Annotated in this window: 20 protein-coding genes; 6 read left to right on the top strand and 14 right to left on the bottom strand. The window is 57.3% G+C overall.

All coding sequences use genetic code 11. The features are described 5' to 3' along the window. Positions 1–97: 97 nt before the first annotated feature. On the top strand, positions 98–736 hold the full coding sequence (ribA, locus tag GJQ55_RS01385; protein WP_228345719.1) for a GTP cyclohydrolase II: 639 nt from the start codon (positions 98–100) through the stop codon (positions 734–736). Here ribA and nosR read toward each other — a convergent pair. The 5 genes from nosR to GJQ55_RS01360 form a co-directional block, all read right to left on the bottom strand. After that, the gene (nosR, locus tag GJQ55_RS01380) at positions 712–2061 is read right to left on the bottom strand and encodes a response regulator c-di-GMP phosphodiesterase, NosR family (protein WP_228345718.1); all 1350 of its coding nucleotides are present in this window, start codon (positions 2059–2061) and stop codon (positions 712–714) included. The genes ribA and nosR overlap by 25 nt on opposite strands. Continuing rightward, complete coding sequence (locus GJQ55_RS01375; RefSeq protein WP_228345717.1) at positions 2051–3658, bottom strand: sensor histidine kinase; 1608 nt, start codon at positions 3656–3658, stop codon at positions 2051–2053. Before GJQ55_RS01375 ends, nosR begins: the two co-directional genes overlap by 11 nt. 67 nt (positions 3659–3725) lie before the next feature. Continuing rightward, positions 3726–5615, bottom strand: a complete 1890-nt coding sequence (dxs, locus tag GJQ55_RS01370) for a 1-deoxy-D-xylulose-5-phosphate synthase (RefSeq protein ID WP_228345716.1) — start codon at positions 5613–5615, stop codon at positions 3726–3728. Positions 5616–5724: 109 nt separating this feature from the next. Next, entirely contained in the window at positions 5725–6612 is an 888-nt protein-coding gene (gene ispA / locus GJQ55_RS01365) for a (2E,6E)-farnesyl diphosphate synthase (protein WP_228345715.1), read from the bottom strand. Continuing rightward, positions 6609–6845: an exodeoxyribonuclease VII small subunit gene (locus GJQ55_RS01360; protein ID WP_228345714.1), complete on the bottom strand. Its 237-nt coding sequence runs from the start codon at positions 6843–6845 to the stop codon at positions 6609–6611. The genes ispA and GJQ55_RS01360 overlap by 4 nt, the downstream gene beginning before the upstream one ends. A 162-nt stretch (positions 6846–7007) precedes the next feature. Between GJQ55_RS01360 and pomA the strand changes: the two genes are divergently transcribed. From pomA to GJQ55_RS01340, 4 genes are read left to right on the top strand one after another with little or no spacing between them, the layout of a single operon-like run. Next, positions 7008–7766, top strand: a complete 759-nt coding sequence (pomA, locus tag GJQ55_RS01355; RefSeq protein WP_228345713.1) for a flagellar motor protein PomA — start codon at positions 7008–7010, stop codon at positions 7764–7766. Next, positions 7766–8752, top strand: coding sequence for a flagellar motor protein MotB (locus tag GJQ55_RS01350; protein WP_228345712.1), 987 nt, complete (start codon positions 7766–7768; stop codon positions 8750–8752). The genes pomA and GJQ55_RS01350 overlap by 1 nt, the downstream gene beginning before the upstream one ends. Positions 8753–8769: 17 nt before the next feature. Further along, a complete protein-coding gene (locus GJQ55_RS01345; protein ID WP_228345711.1) occupies positions 8770–9336 on the top strand; it encodes a PilZ domain-containing protein in 567 nt (188 codons plus the stop codon). A gap of 28 nt (positions 9337–9364) precedes the next feature. Continuing rightward, positions 9365–10099, top strand: coding sequence for a 16S rRNA (uracil(1498)-N(3))-methyltransferase (locus tag GJQ55_RS01340; protein WP_228345710.1), 735 nt, complete (start codon positions 9365–9367; stop codon positions 10097–10099). Positions 10100–10104: 5 nt separating this feature from the next. Here the strand turns inward: GJQ55_RS01340 and GJQ55_RS01335 are convergent, their stop codons facing one another. From GJQ55_RS01335 to GJQ55_RS01325, 3 genes are all read right to left on the bottom strand, one after another. Continuing rightward, positions 10105–10338 (bottom strand): TIGR02647 family protein, encoded by a 234-nt coding sequence (locus GJQ55_RS01335; RefSeq protein WP_228345709.1) that lies wholly within the window; start codon positions 10336–10338, stop codon positions 10105–10107. Positions 10339–10428: 90 nt separating this feature from the next. Next, the gene (locus tag GJQ55_RS01330; RefSeq protein WP_228345708.1) at positions 10429–11088 is read right to left on the bottom strand and encodes a Frag1/DRAM/Sfk1 family protein; all 660 of its coding nucleotides are present in this window, start codon (positions 11086–11088) and stop codon (positions 10429–10431) included. 66 nt (positions 11089–11154) lie between these two features. Further along, a complete protein-coding gene (locus GJQ55_RS01325) occupies positions 11155–12426 on the bottom strand; it encodes a bifunctional O-acetylhomoserine aminocarboxypropyltransferase/cysteine synthase (RefSeq protein ID WP_228345707.1) in 1272 nt (423 codons plus the stop codon). Positions 12427–12577: 151 nt separating this feature from the next. Here GJQ55_RS01325 and radA point away from each other — a divergent pair, with 151 nt between their 5' ends. Beyond that, positions 12578–13948, top strand: a complete 1371-nt coding sequence (gene radA / locus GJQ55_RS01320) for a DNA repair protein RadA (protein ID WP_228345706.1) — start codon at positions 12578–12580, stop codon at positions 13946–13948. Here radA and GJQ55_RS01315 read toward each other — a convergent pair whose 3' ends face one another. The 6 genes from GJQ55_RS01315 to GJQ55_RS01290 are packed head-to-tail and all read right to left on the bottom strand — an operon-like array spanning position 13949 to position 19834. Further along, positions 13949–14332 (bottom strand): Na+/H+ antiporter subunit G, encoded by a 384-nt coding sequence (locus GJQ55_RS01315; protein ID WP_228345705.1) that lies wholly within the window; start codon positions 14330–14332, stop codon positions 13949–13951. Between the two features lie 14 nt (positions 14333–14346). Continuing rightward, positions 14347–14616 carry a K+/H+ antiporter subunit F gene (locus GJQ55_RS01310; protein ID WP_228345704.1) on the bottom strand — a complete coding sequence of 90 codons (270 nt, stop codon included), beginning with the start codon at positions 14614–14616 and terminating at the stop codon, positions 14347–14349. Further along, positions 14610–15098, bottom strand: coding sequence for a Na+/H+ antiporter subunit E (locus GJQ55_RS01305; protein WP_228345703.1), 489 nt, complete (start codon positions 15096–15098; stop codon positions 14610–14612). The genes GJQ55_RS01310 and GJQ55_RS01305 overlap by 7 nt, the downstream gene beginning before the upstream one ends. Next, positions 15088–16608, bottom strand: a complete 1521-nt coding sequence (locus GJQ55_RS01300) for a monovalent cation/H+ antiporter subunit D (RefSeq protein ID WP_228345702.1) — start codon at positions 16606–16608, stop codon at positions 15088–15090. The genes GJQ55_RS01305 and GJQ55_RS01300 overlap by 11 nt, the downstream gene beginning before the upstream one ends. Further along, on the bottom strand, positions 16605–17039 hold the full coding sequence (locus GJQ55_RS01295; protein ID WP_420907147.1) for a Na+/H+ antiporter subunit C: 435 nt from the start codon (positions 17037–17039) through the stop codon (positions 16605–16607). Before GJQ55_RS01295 ends, GJQ55_RS01300 begins: the two co-directional genes overlap by 4 nt. Then, positions 17039–19834 (bottom strand): monovalent cation/H+ antiporter subunit A, encoded by a 2796-nt coding sequence (locus tag GJQ55_RS01290; RefSeq protein WP_228345701.1) that lies wholly within the window; start codon positions 19832–19834, stop codon positions 17039–17041. Before GJQ55_RS01290 ends, GJQ55_RS01295 begins: the two co-directional genes overlap by 1 nt. Positions 19835–19933 lie beyond the last annotated feature (99 nt).

The following is a 19933-nucleotide window of genomic DNA, read 5'->3' as shown; positions in this document are numbered from 1 at the left end:
TGCAACAGTCTGTGCAGGTGAGGGGGCGGATACATATTAGGCAGTCCCCGCCTTCGCTGTTAGAATACGCGCCCCGTTTGCCCCCGGAGTGCGTCCCTTGAGCATTACCTATGTAGCTTCCTCCCGCTTACCGACCCCGTTCGGCGTGTTTACTATGCACGGTTTTGAAGACAGCGCGACAGGTAAAGAACACATAGCACTGAGCATGGGCGATGTCGGCAATGGTGAGCCGGTGCTGGCGCGGGCGCATTCAGAATGCCTGACCGGTGATGCCCTGTTCAGCATGCGCTGCGATTGTGGTTATCAGCTGGAAGCAGCATTGCGAGCGGTGGCAGAAGCCGGCCACGGCGTAGTGCTGTATCTGCGTCAGGAAGGCCGGGGCATCGGCCTGCTGAATAAAATCCGCGCATACCATTTGCAGGATCAGGGTGCCGATACCGTTGAAGCGAACGAGCAACTGGGGTTCGGTGCCGACATGCGCGATTACAGCATGTGCCAGCCAATGCTGGAGCATCTGGGTATTAAAGCCATTCGCTTAATGACCAATAATCCGCGCAAGGTAAAAGCATTAAGCGCTGCCGGCGTACAGGTAGTGGAACGGGTACCGCTGGAAGTCGGCCGGAATCCGCATAACGATGGCTACCTGAATACCAAAGCCAGTAAGCTGGGACATTATCTGCCGCAGCCACCGCAGGCACCGGCTATTACTCATCAGGACGACGACCCGGCCTCCTGAGGTTCCGGGCGGCGTACATGCAGCATAATTTCATGGCCTTCAAACTGCCCCATCATGGAGTGCAGTTTGGCAACATGCTGAGCGGTAACCACCGTACCTTCCGACAGTAAAATCATCCCGGCCGGGCTGACCAGATTGGCCGCCAATACCAGACCCGCGCGGATTTCGTGCAGATCAATACGCTCAAAATTCGATACCACCCCTTCTTCAAAATCATCCAGTGCGGTAAAGAAAATATCCACCAGCTCGCGGTCATAACGCTGGCCGGCCATTTTCAGCAAATATTCCCGCACCTGCTCTTCATCCAGCGCCGTACCAAGAAAATTATGCTCATGCTGCAGGTCGACATAATCACTGACGATACGCAGCATGCGGGATTCTTTCGGAATGGCATTGGCTGCCAGCCGGTCAGGGAAGCCCTTACCGTTATACAGCTCCATATGGTTACGGATAACCGCCGCCACATGCTGCAATGGCCCCAGCATCATCAGGGCGTTATGTCCATGCAGAGGAAAACGCGCATAAGCTTGTTTTTCGGCCGCCGACAGCAAACCAATGCTTTTATTCAGCACCGCATCCGGTAATAAAACCTTACCGATATTGCGCAATAAGGCGGCGTAATAAATATCCTGAATCTGCTCGCCCTGCATACCGGCAAATTCGGCAAACAATTTTGCCAGCCGGGCCAGTTTTTCACTGCTGCCCGATTCTTCACCATTGCGGGTTTCAACAATACTGACCAGCAAATGCACCATGCCGTTAAATTCCTGCCGCAGGGTACGGTAGGCTTCGCGTAATTGCTCTTCAGCACTGCCAGCCTGTTCGGCTTTTTGCTGGTATTTAATTTTTAATTCCAGATTCAGCCGTTCCAGTTCAGCATTCTGCGCCGCCACATGGGCGTTCAGACGCTGGTTGGCGTAGCGCAGATCACGCAGGTCAATGGCTTCAGCCACCATGCCGCGCAACTGGTCGTTGTCCCAGGGTTTGGCAATATAACGGTAAATATTCCCTTCATTAACCGCTTTAATCGCCGACTGCAAATCAGCGTAACCGGTGAGTAAAAATCGGATCATATCCGGATATTTTTCATTGCACTGTTTCAGCAATTCCGCCCCGTTCATGCCCGGCATGCGCATATCAGAAATGATCAGATCAGCGCTGTGTTGCTGCAGATAATTCAGGGCTTCTTCTCCGCCGGAACACAGCACGACATCGTACTGGCGGCAAAACAAACGGTTCAGCGCCTGCAGAACGGCCTGATCGTCATCAACAATAATCAGCCGCGCGTGTTTTTCCTGCAGGGCTTCCGCCATCTCACTCAACATGTTCAGTACCTCCGTTTACCGGCAGAATCAGGTCAAACCGGGCGCCCTCACCGGGACCTGTGGTTAATTCAATACGTCCGGCATGTGCCTGCATTAATTTATAGCACAAGGCCAGCCCCAGGCCGGTACCACTTCCTTGCAGCTTGGTGGTAAAGAACGGTTCAAAGACCCGGCTGGCGGTTTGCTCATCCATACCCGGCCCATCATCCTGAATGCTGATCTTCAGCTCGTTACCGGTAAAGACTTCGTGTAACTGAATCTGGCCGTGGCGGCCTTCCAGTGCCTGTATCGCATTGACCAGAATATTCATCACCACCTGAGCGATCTGCGACGGGTTGCAGTAAATATCGGGCAGCTGGATCAGTTCAGCCTCCAGGCTGACGCCCGCCGGCAGACGCGAACGGGCAATATTGATGGCGCTGCGGATGTCTTCATTAACCTGGCACCAGTGCTTGTCAAAACCGCTGCGGCTGAGATTACGCATATCACTGACAATGCGCGCCACCCGCTCCACACCCGTTTGGCTGTCCGCCAGCCGGGCCGGCGCCTCTTTCAGCACCGCGGCAATGCGCAAACGCTGATACGCTTTCAGCAGGCGCTGAAATACCGGCGAATGCAGGTCCAGCTCATCACTGGCCTTATCCAGCGTATCGATAAATTCTGCCAGCGCAGCAAAGTCTTCGGCCAGCGTCTGCAAATTACTGCGCACATAGGCCACCGGATTATTGATTTCGTGAGCGATGCCGGCCGACAACTCGCCCAGCCCGGCCAGACGTTCCGATAATTCCATGCGCTGGCGGGCATTCTGCAGATGCTGATTAAGGCCTTCCAGTTCCAGCGTATGGTGCTGCAATTTCAGTCGCTGACGTGCATTGCTGCGCATTTGTTCGCGCAGACTGGTTTCAGCATCCTGCAGCGCCAGACTCAGGTGCTGGCGCTGATACCATTGCTGCAGAATCAGCCACACCGCCACCAGTACCAGCAGTGCCGCCAGCACGGCGCTCAGTAACGGGGTATAACCACGCAGCAGATGTTGCTGCAGGGGGGCGGCATCCAGAATGAGGGTCAATTCAGTAAACAAAAAATCCGGAAACCGCTGCGGGCTGCGGATTCCGGCAGCGCCATCGCCAAAAGACTGTTGCTGAAACTCCACCGCCACCGGCAGTGCCGCATAACCCAGATCGCTGGTTAATTGCTCCAGCCAGCCCAGTACATCGAGCCGTAGCTGCAGAGGCTCGGTCCAACCCTCGCTGTGGATCTGCATGGCAAAACGGGAGGCTTCGGATAACGGCTGCGCAGGCAACAGAATACGGGCATCCAGCTCCTGCAGGCTGAATTGCAGCTGCCAGTCGCCGGCCTGAGCCGGGCCGGTATCCAGATAGAGGGATAACAAAGTACGGGACAGGGCCGGGCCGTCCTCACGGACGACACTCAGCCATTGATAATATTCACGCAGGGCGCGGATATACACCTGCTGCAACAGCTGCTGACTCATGCCGGCGGCCTGACGCTGCTGCTGATTACTGACAACGGAAAACACAATCAGGGCCGCAGCGAAAGCCAGCAACAAGGCCAGCAGGCTTTCTCTGAGTCTCATGCCTGACACTCCTGAAGCACTCTAAGAAACAAAGACGTGCAGACAGTAAAGCATCATCTGCGGCAGATTACGATGCGCCAGTGCGGCTCCGGTAGCCAGCCACAGCGGCCAGAATACCAGCCACGTCCAGACCGATGTCCTGCTGTTGCTGCGCCGGTGAGGCGTGTTCGATGTAGCGGTCGGGAATGCCCAGCGTTAACACCGGTACCGACAGGCCAGCCGCCGCCAGCGACTCCAGCACGGCACTGCCGGCACCACCCTGAACAGCGTTGTCTTCCAGCGTTACCAGCAAATCGTGACGGCCTGCCAGTTCGGCCACCAGCTCATGATCCAGCGGTTTCACAAAACGCATATCCGCCACGGTTGCATCCAGTGCTTCCGCCGCTTGCAGCGCCTGCGCCAGTGGCGCCCCAAAAGCCAGCAAAGCCACCCGCTGCCCGGCTACGGGGTTGCCCTGACGACGGATAATGCCTTTACCCAGCGCCAGCGCCTGCATCTCGGCATCCGGAACCACGCCAGTGCCACTGCCACGCGGATAACGCACGGCGGCCGGGCCCTCGTGGATATAACCGGTGTAGAGCATCTGCCGGCATTCGTTTTCATCGGACGGCGTCATGATCACCATGCCGGGAATGCAGCGCAGGTAACTTAAATCGTAAGCACCATGATGGGTAGGGCCGTCTTCACCAACCAGACCGGCACGGTCAATGGCAAACAGTACATCCAGATTCTGCAGCGCCACATCGTGAATCAGCTGATCATAAGCGCGCTGTAAAAAGGTGGAATAGATAGCGACCACCGGCTTCGCGCCTTCACAGGCCAGGCCCGCCGCCAGCGTTACCGCGTGCTGCTCGGCAATGGCGACATCGATATAACGATCCGGATATTCCTGCGAAAAGCGGATCAGATCAGAACCTTCGCGCATGGCCGGAGTAATGCCGATTAAGCGCTCATCGGCGGCGGCCATATCGCACAGCCACTGGCCGAACACATTGGAATAGGTCGGTTTTTTTACCCCGGCCGGCGCACGGGCACTTTTCAGGGCGTGATAACCAATCGGGTCCTGCTCGGCCGGCTCAAAGCCTTTGCCCTTGCGGGTAACCACGTGCAGAAAACGCGGGCCTTTCAGCTTTTTCAGGTTGTTCAGGGTGAGCACCAGCTCATCCAGATCGTGGCCGTCGATGGGGCCGTAGTAGTTGAAGCCCAGCTCTTCAAACAGCGTGCCGGGAGCCACCATGCCTTTCATGTGTTCTTCGGTACGGCGGGCAAATTCCCAGGCCGCCGGGATTTTTTCCAGCACCCGCTTGCTGCCTTCACGCAAGGCTGAATAGGTACGGCTGGACCAGATACGGGTGAAATATTTATTCAGCGCGCCGACGTTGTTGGAGATCGACATATCGTTGTCGTTCAGGATCACCAGCATATCGGCCTTTTCGTGGCCGGCGTGATTCAGGGCTTCAAAGGACAGCCCGGCGGTCATGGCGCCGTCACCAATAATGGCCACCGTCTGGCGCTCTTCGCCACGGGCGCGCAAGGCCATCGCCATGCCCAGCGCGGCACTGATGGAGGTACTGGAGTGGCCCACGCCAAAGGTGTCGTATTCACTTTCACTGCGCAGCGGGAAAGCCGCCGGGCCTTCCTGGCTGCGGATGATGTGCATCTGTTCGCGGCGGCCGGTCAGCACTTTGTGCGGATACGCCTGGTGCCCCACGTCCCATACCAGCCGGTCAGCCGGCGTATTGAAGACAAAATGCAGCGCCACTGTGAGTTCGACCACGCCGAGTCCCGCCGCAAAATGACCGCCCGACTGGCTGACACTCCAGAGCAGAAACTCGCGCAGTTCGGTACAGAGTTGCGGCAGCTGTGCTTCGTCCAGCGTGCGCAGCTGTTCCGGGGTATCCAGACTGTCGAGCAGCGGCGTCAGTGGACGGGTATGTGGGATTTCAGTAAGTGTCATCGGCCTGCAGTCAGCACATCAACGGGGCCGGCGCAGCCGGCACAAAAGGGCTGCTATTCTAACGGCTGTTGGCGGCAATGAGTAGCGGCAATCATGACCGCCGCGCCGGTCAATGGTCGCGGTTAATCACATAGCGGGCCAGCCCGGCCAGCAGGCTGGTATCGCCCGGCACCTGCAGTAACGCCTGCTGCGCCCGGTCAATCAGTTCTGTGGCCTTGCTGCGCGCCCCCTCCAGCCCCAGCAGCGACGGGTAGGTAGGTTTGTTGTGGGCCAGATCCGAACCCTGCTGTTTACCCAGCACGGCGGTGTCGCCTTCCACATCCAGAATGTCATCCCACACCTGAAAGGCCAGCCCCACGGCATCGGCATAGTCCGTCAGTGCCTGCAAGGTTGCCGCCGCCGGTGCCAGCGGCGCACAGGCAGCGCCCATCAGGACCGCGGCGCGGATCAGCGCGCCGGTTTTATAACGGTGCATGGTTTCCAGCTGGGCCAGCGTCATCGGCTTGCCAACATGGCCAAGATCGATATTCTGCCCGGCCACCATACCGGCGGCACCGGCGGCCTGTGCCAGCAGGCGAATCAGCTGCAGGCGCTGAGTATCGGTCTGGGCCGGCGCGTCAGCCAATACCGCAAACGCCGCCGTTAACAGGCCATCGCCGGCCAGAATGGCGGTGGCTTCATCAAAGGCAATATGGCAGGTGGGTTTGCCGCGGCGCAGATCATCGTCATCCATCGCCGGCAGATCGTCATGAACCAGACTGTAGCTGTGCACCATTTCCATGGCCACGGCGGCGGCATCAGCCGCTTCGGTGGTACCTCCCAGCGCTTCGCAGGTGGCATAAATCAGAAACGGCCGCAGACGTTTACCACCGTTCAGAACGCCGTATTGCATGGCTTCAGCCAGACGCGGGTCAGCCGGTTGCAGTGCCTGTAAATGCTGCTGCAACTGCCCGGCAATGCGCTGTTGCACCATCTGCAAACGGCTGGCCAGCATCATTGTTCTCCCTGGAACGGCTGGGCTACCGATTGGCCATTTTGTTCCAGCAGCAGCTGTACACGCTGCTCGGCACTGCTGAGCGCCTGCTGACACTGACGGGTCAGTTTGACGCCTTGTTCAAAGGACTGCAGCGATTCTTCCAACGACAACTCGCCGCTTTCCATGCGCTGTACCAGTTGCTCCAGTTCAGCGAGGGCGGTTTCAAAGGTAAAGACGGGGGTTTTGGTGCTCATAATCAGGGCTCTTGCACAGAGCCGGCAACACTAACGCCAAGCCCGGGGGCGGTCAACCGCAGCCAGCTTGCCCAGGATCAACAACAATTTTGTCAAGGCGGGGCATTTCTACGGCAGATTAGCTAAACTTGGGCGCAGTTAACGCTTAATCAAGGAGCATCCGTGGATCTCGCATCGCTTATCGGGATAGTAGGCGCCCTCGCCATTGTGATCATGGCCATGATCCTGGGCGGCGACATCAGTATGTTCGTCAACGTACCGTCCATTCTTATTGTGATTGTCGGCAGTATGTTTGCCGTGATGGTGAAGTTCGAACTGGGGCAGTTTCTGGGTGCCGTAAAAGTGGCCGCCAAAGCTTTCTCCTTCAAGCTCAGCAAGCCGGAAAAAATCATCGAAGAAGTGGTGGAAATGGCCGGCATGGCGCGTAAAGGTGGGCTGCTGTCGCTGGAAGGCCGCGAAGTCAGTGATGAATTTCTTGGCAAAGGCATTCAGCTGCTGGTGGACGGCCACGACCCGGACGTGGTCCGCACGCTGATGAACAAAGATATGAAACAAACCGTCGAGCGCCACGCCATCGGCATTAACATTTTTAAGGCCATTGGCGATGTGGCTCCGGCCATGGGCATGATCGGTACCCTGATTGGTCTGGTGGCGATGCTGGCGAATATGGATGACCCGAAATCCATCGGCCCGGCCATGGCGGTGGCGCTGCTGACCACTCTCTATGGCGCCATGATGGCGACCATGATCGCGCTGCCGATTGCCGACAAGCTGACGTTGCGCAAAGAGGAAGAGGCGCGCCTGAAAAACATGATTATTGACGCCCTGCTGGCCATTCAGAGCGGCCAGAATCCGCGCGTCATTGAATCCATGCTGCAGACCTATATCCAGAAGAGCAAACGCAATACCGGAGAGCAGTAATGGCGCCGGAAGAAGAACTCGAATGTCCGGAATGTCCGAAAATGGCGGCCTGGATCATGACCTTCGCCGACCTGATGTCGCTGCTGATGTGCTTCTTCGTGCTGCTGCTGTCGTTTTCCGAAATTGATGCCCTGAAATTCAAACGTCTGGCCGGTGAGCTGCGCGAGGCCTTTGGTGTGCAGACGGTTATCAACGTTGATGACCCACCGAAAGGCACCAGCGTGATTGCGCGTCATTTCAGCCCCTCTATTCCGGAGCCGACGCCCATTAATGAAGTGCGGCAGAAAACCAACGATATCACCCGCAGTTCACTGGAAGTGCTGTGCCAGGACGAAACCCAGCAACAGATCGAACGCCAGGGCGATCGCGGCATGCAAACCCGCGAAGTGGTGGTGCCTTCATCGTCTGAGCAGGCCGAAATCCAAAAGAGTGAAGAAATGGCGCTGGATATCGCCACCCGGCTGGAAAGTGAAATTGCCCAGGGTCAGGTGGAAATTGAGACCGTCGGTAAAAAAATTATTATCCGTATTCCGCAGCAAGGCGCCTTCCGCTCCGGCTCGGATTATATCGAGGATAAATTTTTGCCGGTGGTCGATAAAATCCGCGAGGTGCTGGTCACCATTCCGGGCAAAATTTCCGTGGAAGGCCATACCGATGATATTCCTATCCGCGGCGGTCGCTTCCGTTCTAACTGGACATTGTCTTCAGCCCGGGCGGCGGCGTTTGCCGAAGAGTTGTTTATCGCCCCGGAAATGGACGCCAGCCGCTTTCAGATTGTTGGTCACGCCGACACCATGCCGCTGGTGCCGAATCTGGATGCGGAAACCCGTGAGCGCAACCGGCGGGTAGAAATTATTATTTTGCGTTCGCAGGAAGATGACGACGACGATCAACCGATTATTCAGCCGCAAACGACCCCGGCAGTTGAAGATGCCTTCAACGCCCGCCCGGAAGATTTTGAGCTGTCGCCCAACGAAATTTTCTGAACAGGATAATAATAACAATGCAGGAAAGACGCCGTTTCTTCCGCCTCGATGACGAAGTCATTATGGAATTCCGCCCCCTCAGTGCGGATGAATTTGAGCAGTGGCGCAGCGAGCATCAACTGCAGACTTCCGAACTGAAACAACTGGAGCAGGAGCTAGGCTTACTGCTGCATCAGGTGCGGGCCAGCCACCCGCAACTGGGGCAGGTGCTGGAGCTGTTTAACCGCAAAATCAATCTGCTGCACAACACCCACGATCACCCGGGTGACACGCCAGAGCTGCATAATGGCAGCAACGAAGCGCGCATGCAGGTTAATCTGAGCGCTTGCGGCATTGCCTTTTATACTGATGAACCGCTGCAGGCTGAACGCTTTATGTTGCTGAATATGCAGCTGAAACCGTCCAATGCCAGCCTGTCACTGGCCGGTGATATTGTTTCGGTAAAAGAAGTGAATCATGATCGCGGCCGTTATCAGGTACGGGTTAATTTTGACGGCCTGAAAGAAGCAGAACAGGAAATGCTGATTCAGCATTTATTCCAGCTGCAAAGCCGCACCCTGCGCCAGCAGCGGGCCGGCGACTGAACCACGGCACCACAACCACAGGTATCCCATGAGCTCCGCCCCGCGAATTTATTTGCCTCAGGCCAGCGCAGCCGGCACCCAGCTGCCACTGGACGACAACAACGCCACTCATCTGCTGCGCGTCCTGCGGATGACAGAACAGGATGCGGTACTGGTATTTAATGGCCGCGGCAGTGAATTTGCTGCCCGCCTGTGCGACGTGCAGAAAAAATCAGCCGCAGTCGAATTGCAGCAATGTCTGCGTCAGGAACCGCCACTGCGCTTAGCACTGCACCTGGGCCAGGTCGTTTCAAAAGGTGACCGGATGGATTTCACCATTCAGAAAGCCACCGAGCTGGGTATCAGCGACATTACACCGCTGTGGAGCGAACGCTGTGAGGTGCGCTTAAAGGGTGAGCGACTGGATAAAAAAATGGAGCACTGGCGTAACGTGGCCGTCGCGGCCTGTGAGCAAAGTGGCCGCACCTGGGTGCCGGAAATCCACCAGCCGGTGCATTTTCTCGACTGGACAAGCGCCCGCCAGGAAGATGTCCGGTTATTGCTGCATCCGCACCAGCAAAAGCCACTGCGCGATTATGCGCAACCAGACGCCATTGCATTACTGGTGGGGCCGGAAGGCGGTTTCAGTGATACCGAGGTAGAGCAGGCGCTGCAGGCCGGTTTTGCCGGCCTGACCTTAGGCCCGCGGATTTTGCGTACTGAAACCGCAGCCCTCGCGGCCCTCAGCGTACTGCAGTTTCAGTGGGGCGACTTCAGCGCCTGAAGCCATCAGCCACGCAGAATCTGCAACAGATTCTGTACGTGCTCGGCGGCATCATGCCCGAGCGTGGTCAGATAGCCGCCATCCGGCTGATCAATCAGCCCTTTCTGATGCAGGCGCTGTGCCGCCGCAATCATCTCTGGCCCGGCATCGGAGTGCACTTTAATACCCTTTTGCATGCTGTGCAGATCGTAATGCGCCAGCAGATTCATTTCGTGCAGAAGATCAACGGGAATGGCCATGCAATGTTTCCTTATAAATGAAGCGCCTTAACGGCGCTTAGTCAGCATAGGCGTTTTGGCTGGCCGGCGCACCTGACGCCGGTCAGGAAATCAGCGATCTTCGCTGACCAGACGCACACGCTTCCAGTCCCAGTAGGACGACAGGAAATACATGCCGACAAACAGAGTTCCCCACCACTCAATAATCCGGCTTTTATTGCTCATATTGACGGTAATTGCAGCGCCTTCAACCAGTATCGACATCACCGTCAAGGCAATCAGAATAATGGATTTAAGGCGGAATGACGGCACCTCAAAGCCATTTTTCCGGGCTTTATAAATCAGCACGTAGCTGATCAGAATGGCAATAATTGTGCCCTGGAAAAACAGGTTGGCCCCTTTCACATGTACTTTAAACGGGCTTTCGGCTTTTTCCGGCAGCAATACGGCGGTACCCACAATCAAACCAATGGCACCAATAACGCCCAGGATCGTCATCGCATTCAGTGCGATGCGGTTACTGCGCCCCTGCAGCCAGGTGTGCATAACCACCCACCAGACCATAAAAAATGCGCAGGCCGTTACCAGACCACCACGGAAAATAAAGCCGGCCGCACCTTTCATACCGGTATGCGTAATATCGGTGCACCCCACAATAAAGGGGTTACAGAGTAAGGCGGTACCCTGTGTTGTACCAACGTAATACGTTACCGCAATGGTCCCCATCGACAGGACAAAACTGATTAACGCAATAAACTGACCAAATGACATAACGGCTCCCAGACTAGCCTGCTGTTAAAAAATACCGGCAGCCAGTGACTGCCGGAACACAAGGGTTTAACGTGCGGCGGCCAGCGCCTGCTCAACATCGGCGATGATATCATCCACATGCTCGATACCAATCGACAGGCGGACCAGATCACGGCTGACACCGGCCTTGGCCAGCTCTTCCTCGTTCAGCTGGCGATGCGTCGTGGTGGCCGGATGACAGGCCAGTGATTTGGCATCACCAATATTCACCAGACGTTTGATCATCTGCAGCGCATCAATGAATTTGGCCCCGGCTTCGGCACCTCCTTTAATGCCGAAACTTAAAATCGCCGAGGGTTTACCACCGACCATACGCTGCGCCACGGCGTGGTAATTATTGGTCGGCAAACCGGCATAATTTACCCACAGCACCTGTTCATGGGCCGCCAGATATTCCGCCACTTTCTGGGCGTTTTCCACATGGCGGTCCATCCGCAGCGCCAGGGTTTCCAGGCCCTGCAGCAACAGGAAAGCACTCAGCGGTGCCAGCGCCGCCCCCATATTACGCAGCGGCACCACGCGGGCCCGGCCGATAAAGGCGGCCGGACCAAAGGCCTCGGCGTAAACCACACCGTGATACGAAGGGTCTGGCTGGTTAAAGTGCGGGAAACGCGGGTTATCTTTCCACGGGAACTTACCGGAATCGACAATCGCACCGCCCACGGTGGTGCCATGCCCACCAATGTATTTGGTTAACGAATGCACCACGATGTCGGCACCAAATTCAAACGGCCGGCACAGATACGGGGTAGCGACAGTGTTGTCGACAATCACCGGCACGCCATGTTTGTGCGCCATATCAGCCAGCGCCTGCAGATCAACCACGTTGCCGGCCGGGTTACCGATGGACTCACAGAACAGCGCTTTGGTGTTGTCGTCGATCAGTGCTTCCAGAGCAATCAGATCGTCTCCGCGCGCCATCCGCACCTCAATACCCTGCTGCGGAAAGGTGTGCGCGAACAGATTGTAAGTACCGCCGTACAGCTGGCTGACGCTGACGATGTTATCGCCGGCGCGGGCCAGGGTCTGAATGCTGGCGGTAATGGCCGACATACCGGAGGCCATACAGAGCGCGCCGATACCACCTTCCATCGCCGCCAGGCGCTGCTCCAGCACATCGTTGGTGGGGTTCATAATGCGGGTGTAAATATTGCCCGGTTCTTTCAGGTCGAACAGGTCGGCACCGTGCTGAGTATCGCGGAAGCTGTAGGACGTGGTCTGATAAATCGGCACCGCGACCGCGCGGGTGGTCGGGTCATCATTAAAGCCGGCGTGAATAGCCTGAGTCTCAATTTTCATCGGGCATTATCCTTATTGGGTGACGGAAAGTCCCGAGTGTAGCAAGTTGCACCGCCCTGCCATAGCCATCTGCAGTGCCTGACGGAATCCTCTGAATGCCGTACACTCGGCGCTTTCACGTCGCCGTCACCAGCTCCGGATAGTGTTTATTATGGCCAAGAAAAAAACCGCATATGTCTGCACCGATTGCGGCTCGGATCACAGCAAATGGCAGGGCCAGTGCAGCGATTGTGGTGCCTGGAATACCTTGCAGGAATTTGTCGTCTCGGCGGCCAAAACCCCGGCCCGCGACGCCAGCCTCGGCGGCTATGCCGGGGCGGCCGGCACGCAGGGCATTCAGCGCCTGGCCGATGTGGATCTGGCGGAAGTGCCGCGCATCAGCAGTGGCATGCAGGAATTCGACCGCGTGCTCGGCGGCGGTCTGGTGCCAGGCTCCGCCATCCTCATCGGCGGCCATCCGGGCGCCGGTAAATCCACCTTACTGCTGCAGACCATGTGTGCGCTGGCCGCCACCCTGCCGGCGCTGTACGTCACCGGTGAAGAAAGCCTGCAGCAGGTAGCGATGCGCGCGCGCCGCTTAAACCTGCCCACCGACCAGCTGAATATGCTCAGCGAAACCAGTGTCGACCGGCTGCTGCAATTACTGCAGCAACACCAGCCCAAAGTGGTGGTCATCGACTCCATTCAGGTGATGCACGTGGAAGGCGTGGAATCCGCCCCCGGCAGCGTGTCGCAGGTGCGCGAAAGTGCCGCCGCCCTCACCCGCTACGCCAAACAGACCGGCACCATTCTGCTGCTGGTCGGCCACGTCACCAAAGACGGCACCCTGGCCGGCCCGAAAGTGCTGGAGCATATGATCGACTGTTCGATCATGCTGGAAGGCGACGGTGACAGCCGCTTCCGCACGCTGCGCGGCATCAAAAACCGTTTCGGCGCCATCAACGAGCTGGGCGTGTTTGCCATGCTGGAAAGCGGCCTGAAAGAAGTGAAAAACCCCAGTTCCATTTTTTTAAGCCGCAGTGAAGAACCCGCCGCCGGCAGCGTGGTGATGGTGATCTGGGAAGGAACGCGGCCATTGCTGGTGGAAATTCAGGCGCTGGTCGACGACAGCCATTTTGGTCACCCCAAACGGGTGGCGGTGGGGCTGGATCAGAACCGCATGAATTTATTACTGGCCGCCCTGCACCGCCATGGTGGCGTCATGCTGGGCGATCAGGATGTGTACATTAATGTGGTGGGGGGTGTGAAGGTGAATGAGACCGCCGCCGATCTGGCACTGCTGCTGGCGGCGTTATCGAGCTTCCGCAATCAGGCCTTACCGCAGGATTTAATCGTATTCGGGGAAGTAGGGTTATCCGGCGAAATCCGGCCGGTGCCGTCTGGGCAGGAACGCATCCGCGAGGCCGCCAAGCACGGCTTTACCCGCGCCATCGTTCCCAAAGCCAATGCCCCGCGGCAGCCGCTGCCGGGCATGACCGTCATTGCCGTCGAAACCCTGCAACAGGCGCTGGCGCAGCTGTAATCAGGGCTGTTCCGGTGTTTTATCCACCGCCGGATGATTGCTTTGCTGCACAATATCGTCGGCCAGGTGGCTGTTCAGAGTGCCGTCCTGCAAACCGGTACGGCGGTGAAACGCCGCTTTGGCAATCATATAGGCCGACACCGGCGCGGTAATAAACAGAAACAGGCTGATCACCAGCTCCTGAATACTGAAACCGTCACCGCGCAACGCATGCAGCCCCATCGATGCCACCAGAATACAGCCAATCCCCAGCGTGGTGGCCTTGGTCGGTGCGTGCAGGCGGGTATAAAAATCCGGCAGTTTCACCATGCCCAGTGCGCCGATCACAATAAACACACCGCCCACCAGCAATAACACCGATGCAATCAATTCAAGCCAGAACATCGTCAGCCTCCGTCTTATTCAATGATGTCGCCACGCAACAGATATTTGGCCAGCGCCGCGGTACTGACAAAGCCCAGCATGGCAATCAGCAGGGCCGCTTCAAAATACATATCCGTAGCAAAATACAGCCCCAGTAACACAATCAGGGCAATGCTGTTGATGTACATGGTATCCAGCGCCAGAATGCGGTCGACGGTGGACGGTCCCATCAGCAACCGCACGCCATTCAGCACCAGTGCAATTCCCACCAGCAGCGATACCGCCGGCAATACGACATTCAGCATCCGAAAATCTCCCGCAGCGGCGCTTCATAACGCGTTTTAATGGTATCGATCAGCGCCTGTTCGTCATCGATATGCAGGGCATGGATATACAGCCATTGCAGATCATCCGAGAAATCCACACTCACGGTACCCGGGGTTAAGGAAATGGTGCTGGCCAGAATGGCGAGCGGAAAATCACCGCGCAGATCCAGTGGTAAGGCAATCAGCCCCGGCCGCAGATGTTTATTGGAACGCAGCACCCGGTAGGCCACCTCGAAGTTCGAGATCACGATATCCCACAAGACTTTCAGCAGGTACAGAAAGGCCAGCCCGGGCCGCTGTACACGCGGATGGGGATCACTCAGACGGGCCGCCAGCCAGGGAATCATCAGGCCCAACAGTAAACCCAGCACCAGATGGCCGGCGGTAAAGTCGTTCAGCAGCAGCCACACCCCGGTCAGAATCAGGGTGTGCAGCGGCATCGGCAGCAGTTTATTCAGCATGATAACCTCCCGCCGGCAGCAGCAGTTGTTGCAGATCCAGACCATTCAGCATATCCAGCGCCGCCTGCTGCATAAAACTGGTCAGCCAGCCGGCCCAGATCACCAGTGCCACCAGCGCCAATACCAGTATCCACACCGCCAGCTGCTGGGCCGGCTGCACCCGTACCGGTTCGTCGTTGTCGCCACGCACGCGCCAGAACAGCGTACTGCCGGCCCGTGACAGCATCAGCAACGCTGCCAGACTGCCCAGCAATATCGGCGGCCAGATCCAGCCGGCTGAATCCGGTAAAGCTGCTTTCAGCATCAGCGCTTTACCAATAAAACCAGACAGTGGTGGCATGCCGATCAGCGCCAGAGACGCAATGAAAAACAAGCCTCCCAGCAACACCGGCTGGGTGACCGGGCGGGCCTGCACAAAGCGGTCTTCGGCCTTGCCGCGCTGGGCAATGATCAGCCCGGCCAGCAAAAACATCAGGGCGGCGGCGATGGTGCTGTGCACCAGGTAATACAGGCCCGCCGCCGTGGCGTCGGCACCGTTAATCGCCACCATCAGCAGCAAACTGCCGACCGAGACGATAATCAGGTTAGCGGTCAGCGTCCGCAATGTCTGACTGGCCAGCACCGCCACAATCCCCACCACGACGGTCAGCCAGGCCAATGGCCACAACCAGGGCTGAGCAATATTGGCCAGCTCTCCGGCACCTTCACCGAAAATGCTGTTATGCACCCGCCACAGACTGTAGATGCCCACCTTGGTCATAATGGCAAACAAAGCCGCCACCGGTGCTGGTGCCGCCTCATAGGCGCGTGGCAACCAGAAATGCAGCGGCAACATGGCAGATTTCATCCCGAATACCACCAGCAGTAACATCGCCCCGGCCTTCGCCAGTTGCACATCGGTGGCGGGCAGATGTGCGGCTTTTTGCTGCAGGTCGGCCATGTTCAGCGTGCCGAAGGTGCCGTAAATAATGCCCAGCGCAAACAGAAACAACGCCGAACCGGCCAGGTTCAGAATGACATAATGCACATTGGCCTGGGTTTTCTGCTTACCACCACCATGAATTAACAGCGCATAAGACGCGATCAGCAAGATCTCAAAGAATACGAACAGGTTAAAAATATCACCGGTCAGGAACGAGCCCTGAATGCCCAGCGCCTGAAACATCAGCAAGGGGTGTAAAAAACGCCCTTTCTGATCTTCACCGGCACTGCTGAATACCTGCACGCTCAACAGCAATAAGGACGTCAGCACCAGCAACAACGCGGCCATACGGTCCGCCACCAGTACAATACCGAACGGGGGATGCCATTCGCCCACGGCATAGACCAGCGTGCCCCGGGCATCAACCTGCCACAGCAACAACAGCGCCGCCGCCAGTGCCGCCAGGGCAATGGCACTGCCCGCCCAGCGCTGCGCACGGTCAGAATCAGCCAGCGGTGGCAGTAACAATAAAATACCGCCCAACAGAGGTATCAGCAGCGGCAATACCGGTAAATGCTGCAGAATCATTTCGGCTCCTTGCGGGGTTTGGTATCACGCAATTCAGTACGGGTGGCACTTTTGCGGCTGGTTTTTCGTTCTTTGCCATTTTCCTCAGCACCGGTTTCCCGGGCCTGCGGCATGGTGCGGCCATCCACATGGTCATTGCCCAGATCCGAACGGGCACGCATGGCCAGAATCAGCACAAAGGCGGTCATGGCAAAACCGATCACAATAGCGGTCAGCACCAGCGCCTGCGGCAAGGGATCGGTATAGACCTCACTCTGGCCAACAATCGCCGCGCCGTTGACGGTAAGACGACCACTGGCAAACAGAAACAGGTTAACCGCATACGACAGCAGCGTCAGGCCAACAATGACCGGGAACGTCTGGCCCCGCAGCATCAGATAAATACCAGCGGTGGTGAGCACACCCACCCCGAGGGCAAAGGTAAATTCCATTATTCATCTCCTGCGCGCAGGCGCTCGGTGGTGGTGAGCTTACCCAGATTCGCCAGAATCAGCAGGGTGGCACCGATGACAGTCAGGTACACGCCGAAGTCAAACACCATGGCACTGGCCAGCTCAAACTCGCCGACCACCGGCAGGTGGAAGTAATCAAACCAGGTGGTGAGGAAATTACGGCCGAACAGCCAGCTGCCCAGGCCCGACAGGGTGGCGATCAGTAAGCCGCTGCCGATCAGGCCCTGATAATTAATCGGCATCCGCTCTTTCATCCACACCACCCCGTGTGCAACATATTGCTGAATTAACGCAATGGCGGTAATCAGACCGGCGATAAAACCACCACCGGGCATATTGTGGCCGCGCAGGAAAATAAACGCCGACACCAGCAACGCCAGCGGCAATAAACTTTGCGATACCAGCGCCAGCAACAGCGGATGACGATCTTTGGCCCACTTACGGCCCTTGCTGTCGCTGTGCGGCATATACACCCGCATCCGTGATAACAACTTAAAGATACCCAGCGCGGCAATCCCCAGTACGGTAATTTCGCCCAGGGTATCGAAGCCGCGGAAATCGACCAGAATCACGTTCACCACGTTGGTACCACCGCCGCCGGTCTTACTGTTGTCCAGGAAATAACCGGAAATGCTGTCCAGCGGCCGGATCAGCAGGGCATAACAGATGGTGCCGATCACACTGCCAAACAACGCCGCAATGCTGAAATCACGCACAATCACAGTAAAGGAACTGTCGATCACCGGGCTTTTCTGCGGCAGGAAAAACAGCGCCAGCAGGAACAGCAGAATGGTGACCACTTCCACCGACAACTGGGTTAACGCCAGATCCGGCGCGGAGAAATAGGCAAAGGCGATGGAGACAATCAGACCCACCACCGATAAGGCGATCAGAGCCACCAGCCGGCGATGGCTCCACCACAGCGTCACGAAGGTGGCGGCTATCATCAGCGCGGCACAGAAGCCCACCACCCAGTTCACCGGCAGTTGCGGATGCGTACCGACGGTATCCATTAAATGGAATAAGGGAGCCGCACTGACCGCCAGCGCCAGTAAAATAAGCAGCAGCATATAGCGCTGCAGCGAGCCGTTATCGAGCGCATTGTTCAGCACCCCGGCCCAGCCCTGCACTCGCTGTACCGCCCCTTCAAATACCAGCTTGGCATCACGTTCAACAAACTGGCTCTGGAAATAGAACAGATGCCGGCGGTTCGCATACAGGGCCAGACCACCCGCCACTGCCAGGCCACTCATCAGCAACGGCAGGTTAAAACCATGCCAGATCGCCAGGCTGTAATAGGGCAGCTCGGTCTGCAGTACGGCCGACGATGCGGCTGCCAGTATATCGCCCACCATAAATTGCGGGAAAATACCGACCAGCAGACAGAGCACCACCAGCACCTCCACCGGCACCCGCATATAGCGGGGGGGTTCGTGCGGGGTTTTCGGCAGATCAATGGGTTCGCCGTTAAAGAACACATCGTGCATAAAGCGCAGCGAGTACGCCACCGCCAGCGCACCACCGGCAGTCGCCAGTAAAGGAATCCACCAGGACAGCGCCCCCAGGGTTTCCTGATGCAGGGTTTCGGCGAATAGCATTTCTTTCGACAGGAAGCCGTTCAGCAACGGCACCCCCGCCATCGAAGCCGCCGCCGTCATTGCCAGCGTGGCGGTATAGGGCATGTATTTCCACAGGCCATTCAGCTTGCGCATATCGCGGGTGCCGGATTCGTGGTCGATGATACCGGCCGCCATAAACAGTGACGCTTTGAACACCGCATGGTTAATAATGTGAAACACCGCCGCCACCGCTGCCAGCGGTGAACCCAGCCCCAGCAGCAGGGTAATCAGGCCCAGATGCGATACCGTGGAATAAGCCAATAGACCTTTTAAATCATGCTTGAACAGCGCCGTATAGGCGCCCAGCAACATGGTCGCCATACCGGTCAGGGACACCGCCACAAACCAGGCTTCGGTACCCGACAGGGCCGGATGGAAACGCGCCAGCAGGAACACCCCGGCTTTCACCATGGTGGCCGAGTGCAGATAGGCCGATACCGGCGTGGGTGCCGCCATCGCGTGCGGCAACCAGAACTGGAACGGGAACTGCGCCGACTTGGTAAAAGCCCCCAGCAAAAACAGCGTCAGAATGGCCGGGTAATAGTCACTGGCACGCAGCACGTCACCCATGCCCAGCACTTCGCGCAATTCATAGGTACCGGTAACCTGCGCGATCAGCAATAAGGCACCCAGCAACGCCAGACCGCCGGCACCGGTTACCACCAGCGCCATACGCGCGCCTTTACGGGCTTCACTTTTGTGCGACCAGAAACTGATCAGCAGGAAGGAGCTGATGCTGGTTAATTCCCAGAATAACCACAGCTGCAATAAATTGGACGACAGCACCACACCCAGCATGGCCGACATGAAGAACAGCAAATAGGCGTAAAACACCGCCATATTATCCTGCGCCGACAGGTAATAACGGGCGTACAGAATAATTAACAGACCAATACCCAGAATCAGCAGGCTGAATAAAAACGCCAAACCATCCAGATGCAAAGAAATATTCAGCCCCAGTAATGGCACCCACTGAGCGGTGTATACCGGCACTTCACCGCTGAACACCTGCGGCGCCGCCTGCAACAACAGCCCCAGCGCCACCGCCGGCAACAGTGCCGTGCTCCAGGCAATGGTTGTGCGCCCGCTGCGCCCGGCCAATAACGGCAGCAGAATACCCAGCATGGGCAGCAACAAAATCCATAACACAGTCATACCGACGGGTGCCCCTTGATGATCAGAATTAATTATATGGACGGCAGAAAAGATAGCATGAAAGCATAAAACAGCGGCAGATTATGACTAATCAGGCCG

It is taken from the genome of Venatoribacter cucullus (assembly GCF_016132445.1).
In the GTDB taxonomy this organism is placed as follows: domain Bacteria; phylum Pseudomonadota; class Gammaproteobacteria; order Pseudomonadales; family Oceanobacteraceae; genus Venatoribacter; species Venatoribacter cucullus.
The sequence above is the reverse complement of the archived record's forward strand: the minus strand, read 5'-3'. Positions and strand labels throughout refer to the sequence as shown.

Bases quoted from the DNA above. Each gene is read 5' to 3' on its own strand.
- nosR (WP_228345718.1), bottom strand. From the start codon at position 2,061: ATGTTGAGTGAGATGGCGGAAGCCCTGCAGGAAAAACACGCGCGGCTG.
- GJQ55_RS01375 (WP_228345717.1), bottom strand. From the start codon at position 3,658: ATGAGACTCAGAGAAAGCCTGCTGGCCTTGTTGCTGGCTTTCGCTGCG.
- dxs (WP_228345716.1), bottom strand. From the start codon at position 5,615: ATGACACTTACTGAAATCCCACATACCCGTCCACTGACGCCGCTGCTC.
- ispA (WP_228345715.1), bottom strand. From the start codon at position 6,612: ATGATGCTGGCCAGCCGTTTGCAGATGGTGCAACAGCGCATTGCCGGG.
- GJQ55_RS01360 (WP_228345714.1), bottom strand. From the start codon at position 6,845: ATGAGCACCAAAACCCCCGTCTTTACCTTTGAAACCGCCCTCGCTGAA.
- GJQ55_RS01350 (WP_228345712.1), top strand. From the start codon at position 7,766: ATGGCGCCGGAAGAAGAACTCGAATGTCCGGAATGTCCGAAAATGGCG.
- GJQ55_RS01345 (WP_228345711.1), top strand. From the start codon at position 8,770: ATGCAGGAAAGACGCCGTTTCTTCCGCCTCGATGACGAAGTCATTATG.
- GJQ55_RS01340 (WP_228345710.1), top strand. From the start codon at position 9,365: ATGAGCTCCGCCCCGCGAATTTATTTGCCTCAGGCCAGCGCAGCCGGC.
- GJQ55_RS01335 (WP_228345709.1), bottom strand. From the start codon at position 10,338: ATGGCCATTCCCGTTGATCTTCTGCACGAAATGAATCTGCTGGCGCAT.
- GJQ55_RS01330 (WP_228345708.1), bottom strand. From the start codon at position 11,088: ATGTCATTTGGTCAGTTTATTGCGTTAATCAGTTTTGTCCTGTCGATG.
- GJQ55_RS01325 (WP_228345707.1), bottom strand. From the start codon at position 12,426: ATGAAAATTGAGACTCAGGCTATTCACGCCGGCTTTAATGATGACCCG.
- radA (WP_228345706.1), top strand. From the start codon at position 12,578: ATGGCCAAGAAAAAAACCGCATATGTCTGCACCGATTGCGGCTCGGAT.
- GJQ55_RS01315 (WP_228345705.1), bottom strand. From the start codon at position 14,332: ATGTTCTGGCTTGAATTGATTGCATCGGTGTTATTGCTGGTGGGCGGT.
- GJQ55_RS01310 (WP_228345704.1), bottom strand. From the start codon at position 14,616: ATGCTGAATGTCGTATTGCCGGCGGTATCGCTGCTGGTGGGAATTGCA.
- GJQ55_RS01305 (WP_228345703.1), bottom strand. From the start codon at position 15,098: ATGCTGAATAAACTGCTGCCGATGCCGCTGCACACCCTGATTCTGACC.
- GJQ55_RS01300 (WP_228345702.1), bottom strand. From the start codon at position 16,608: ATGATTCTGCAGCATTTACCGGTATTGCCGCTGCTGATACCTCTGTTG.
- GJQ55_RS01295 (WP_420907147.1), bottom strand. From the start codon at position 17,039: ATGGAATTTACCTTTGCCCTCGGGGTGGGTGTGCTCACCACCGCTGGT.
- GJQ55_RS01290 (WP_228345701.1), bottom strand. From the start codon at position 19,834: ATGACTGTGTTATGGATTTTGTTGCTGCCCATGCTGGGTATTCTGCTG.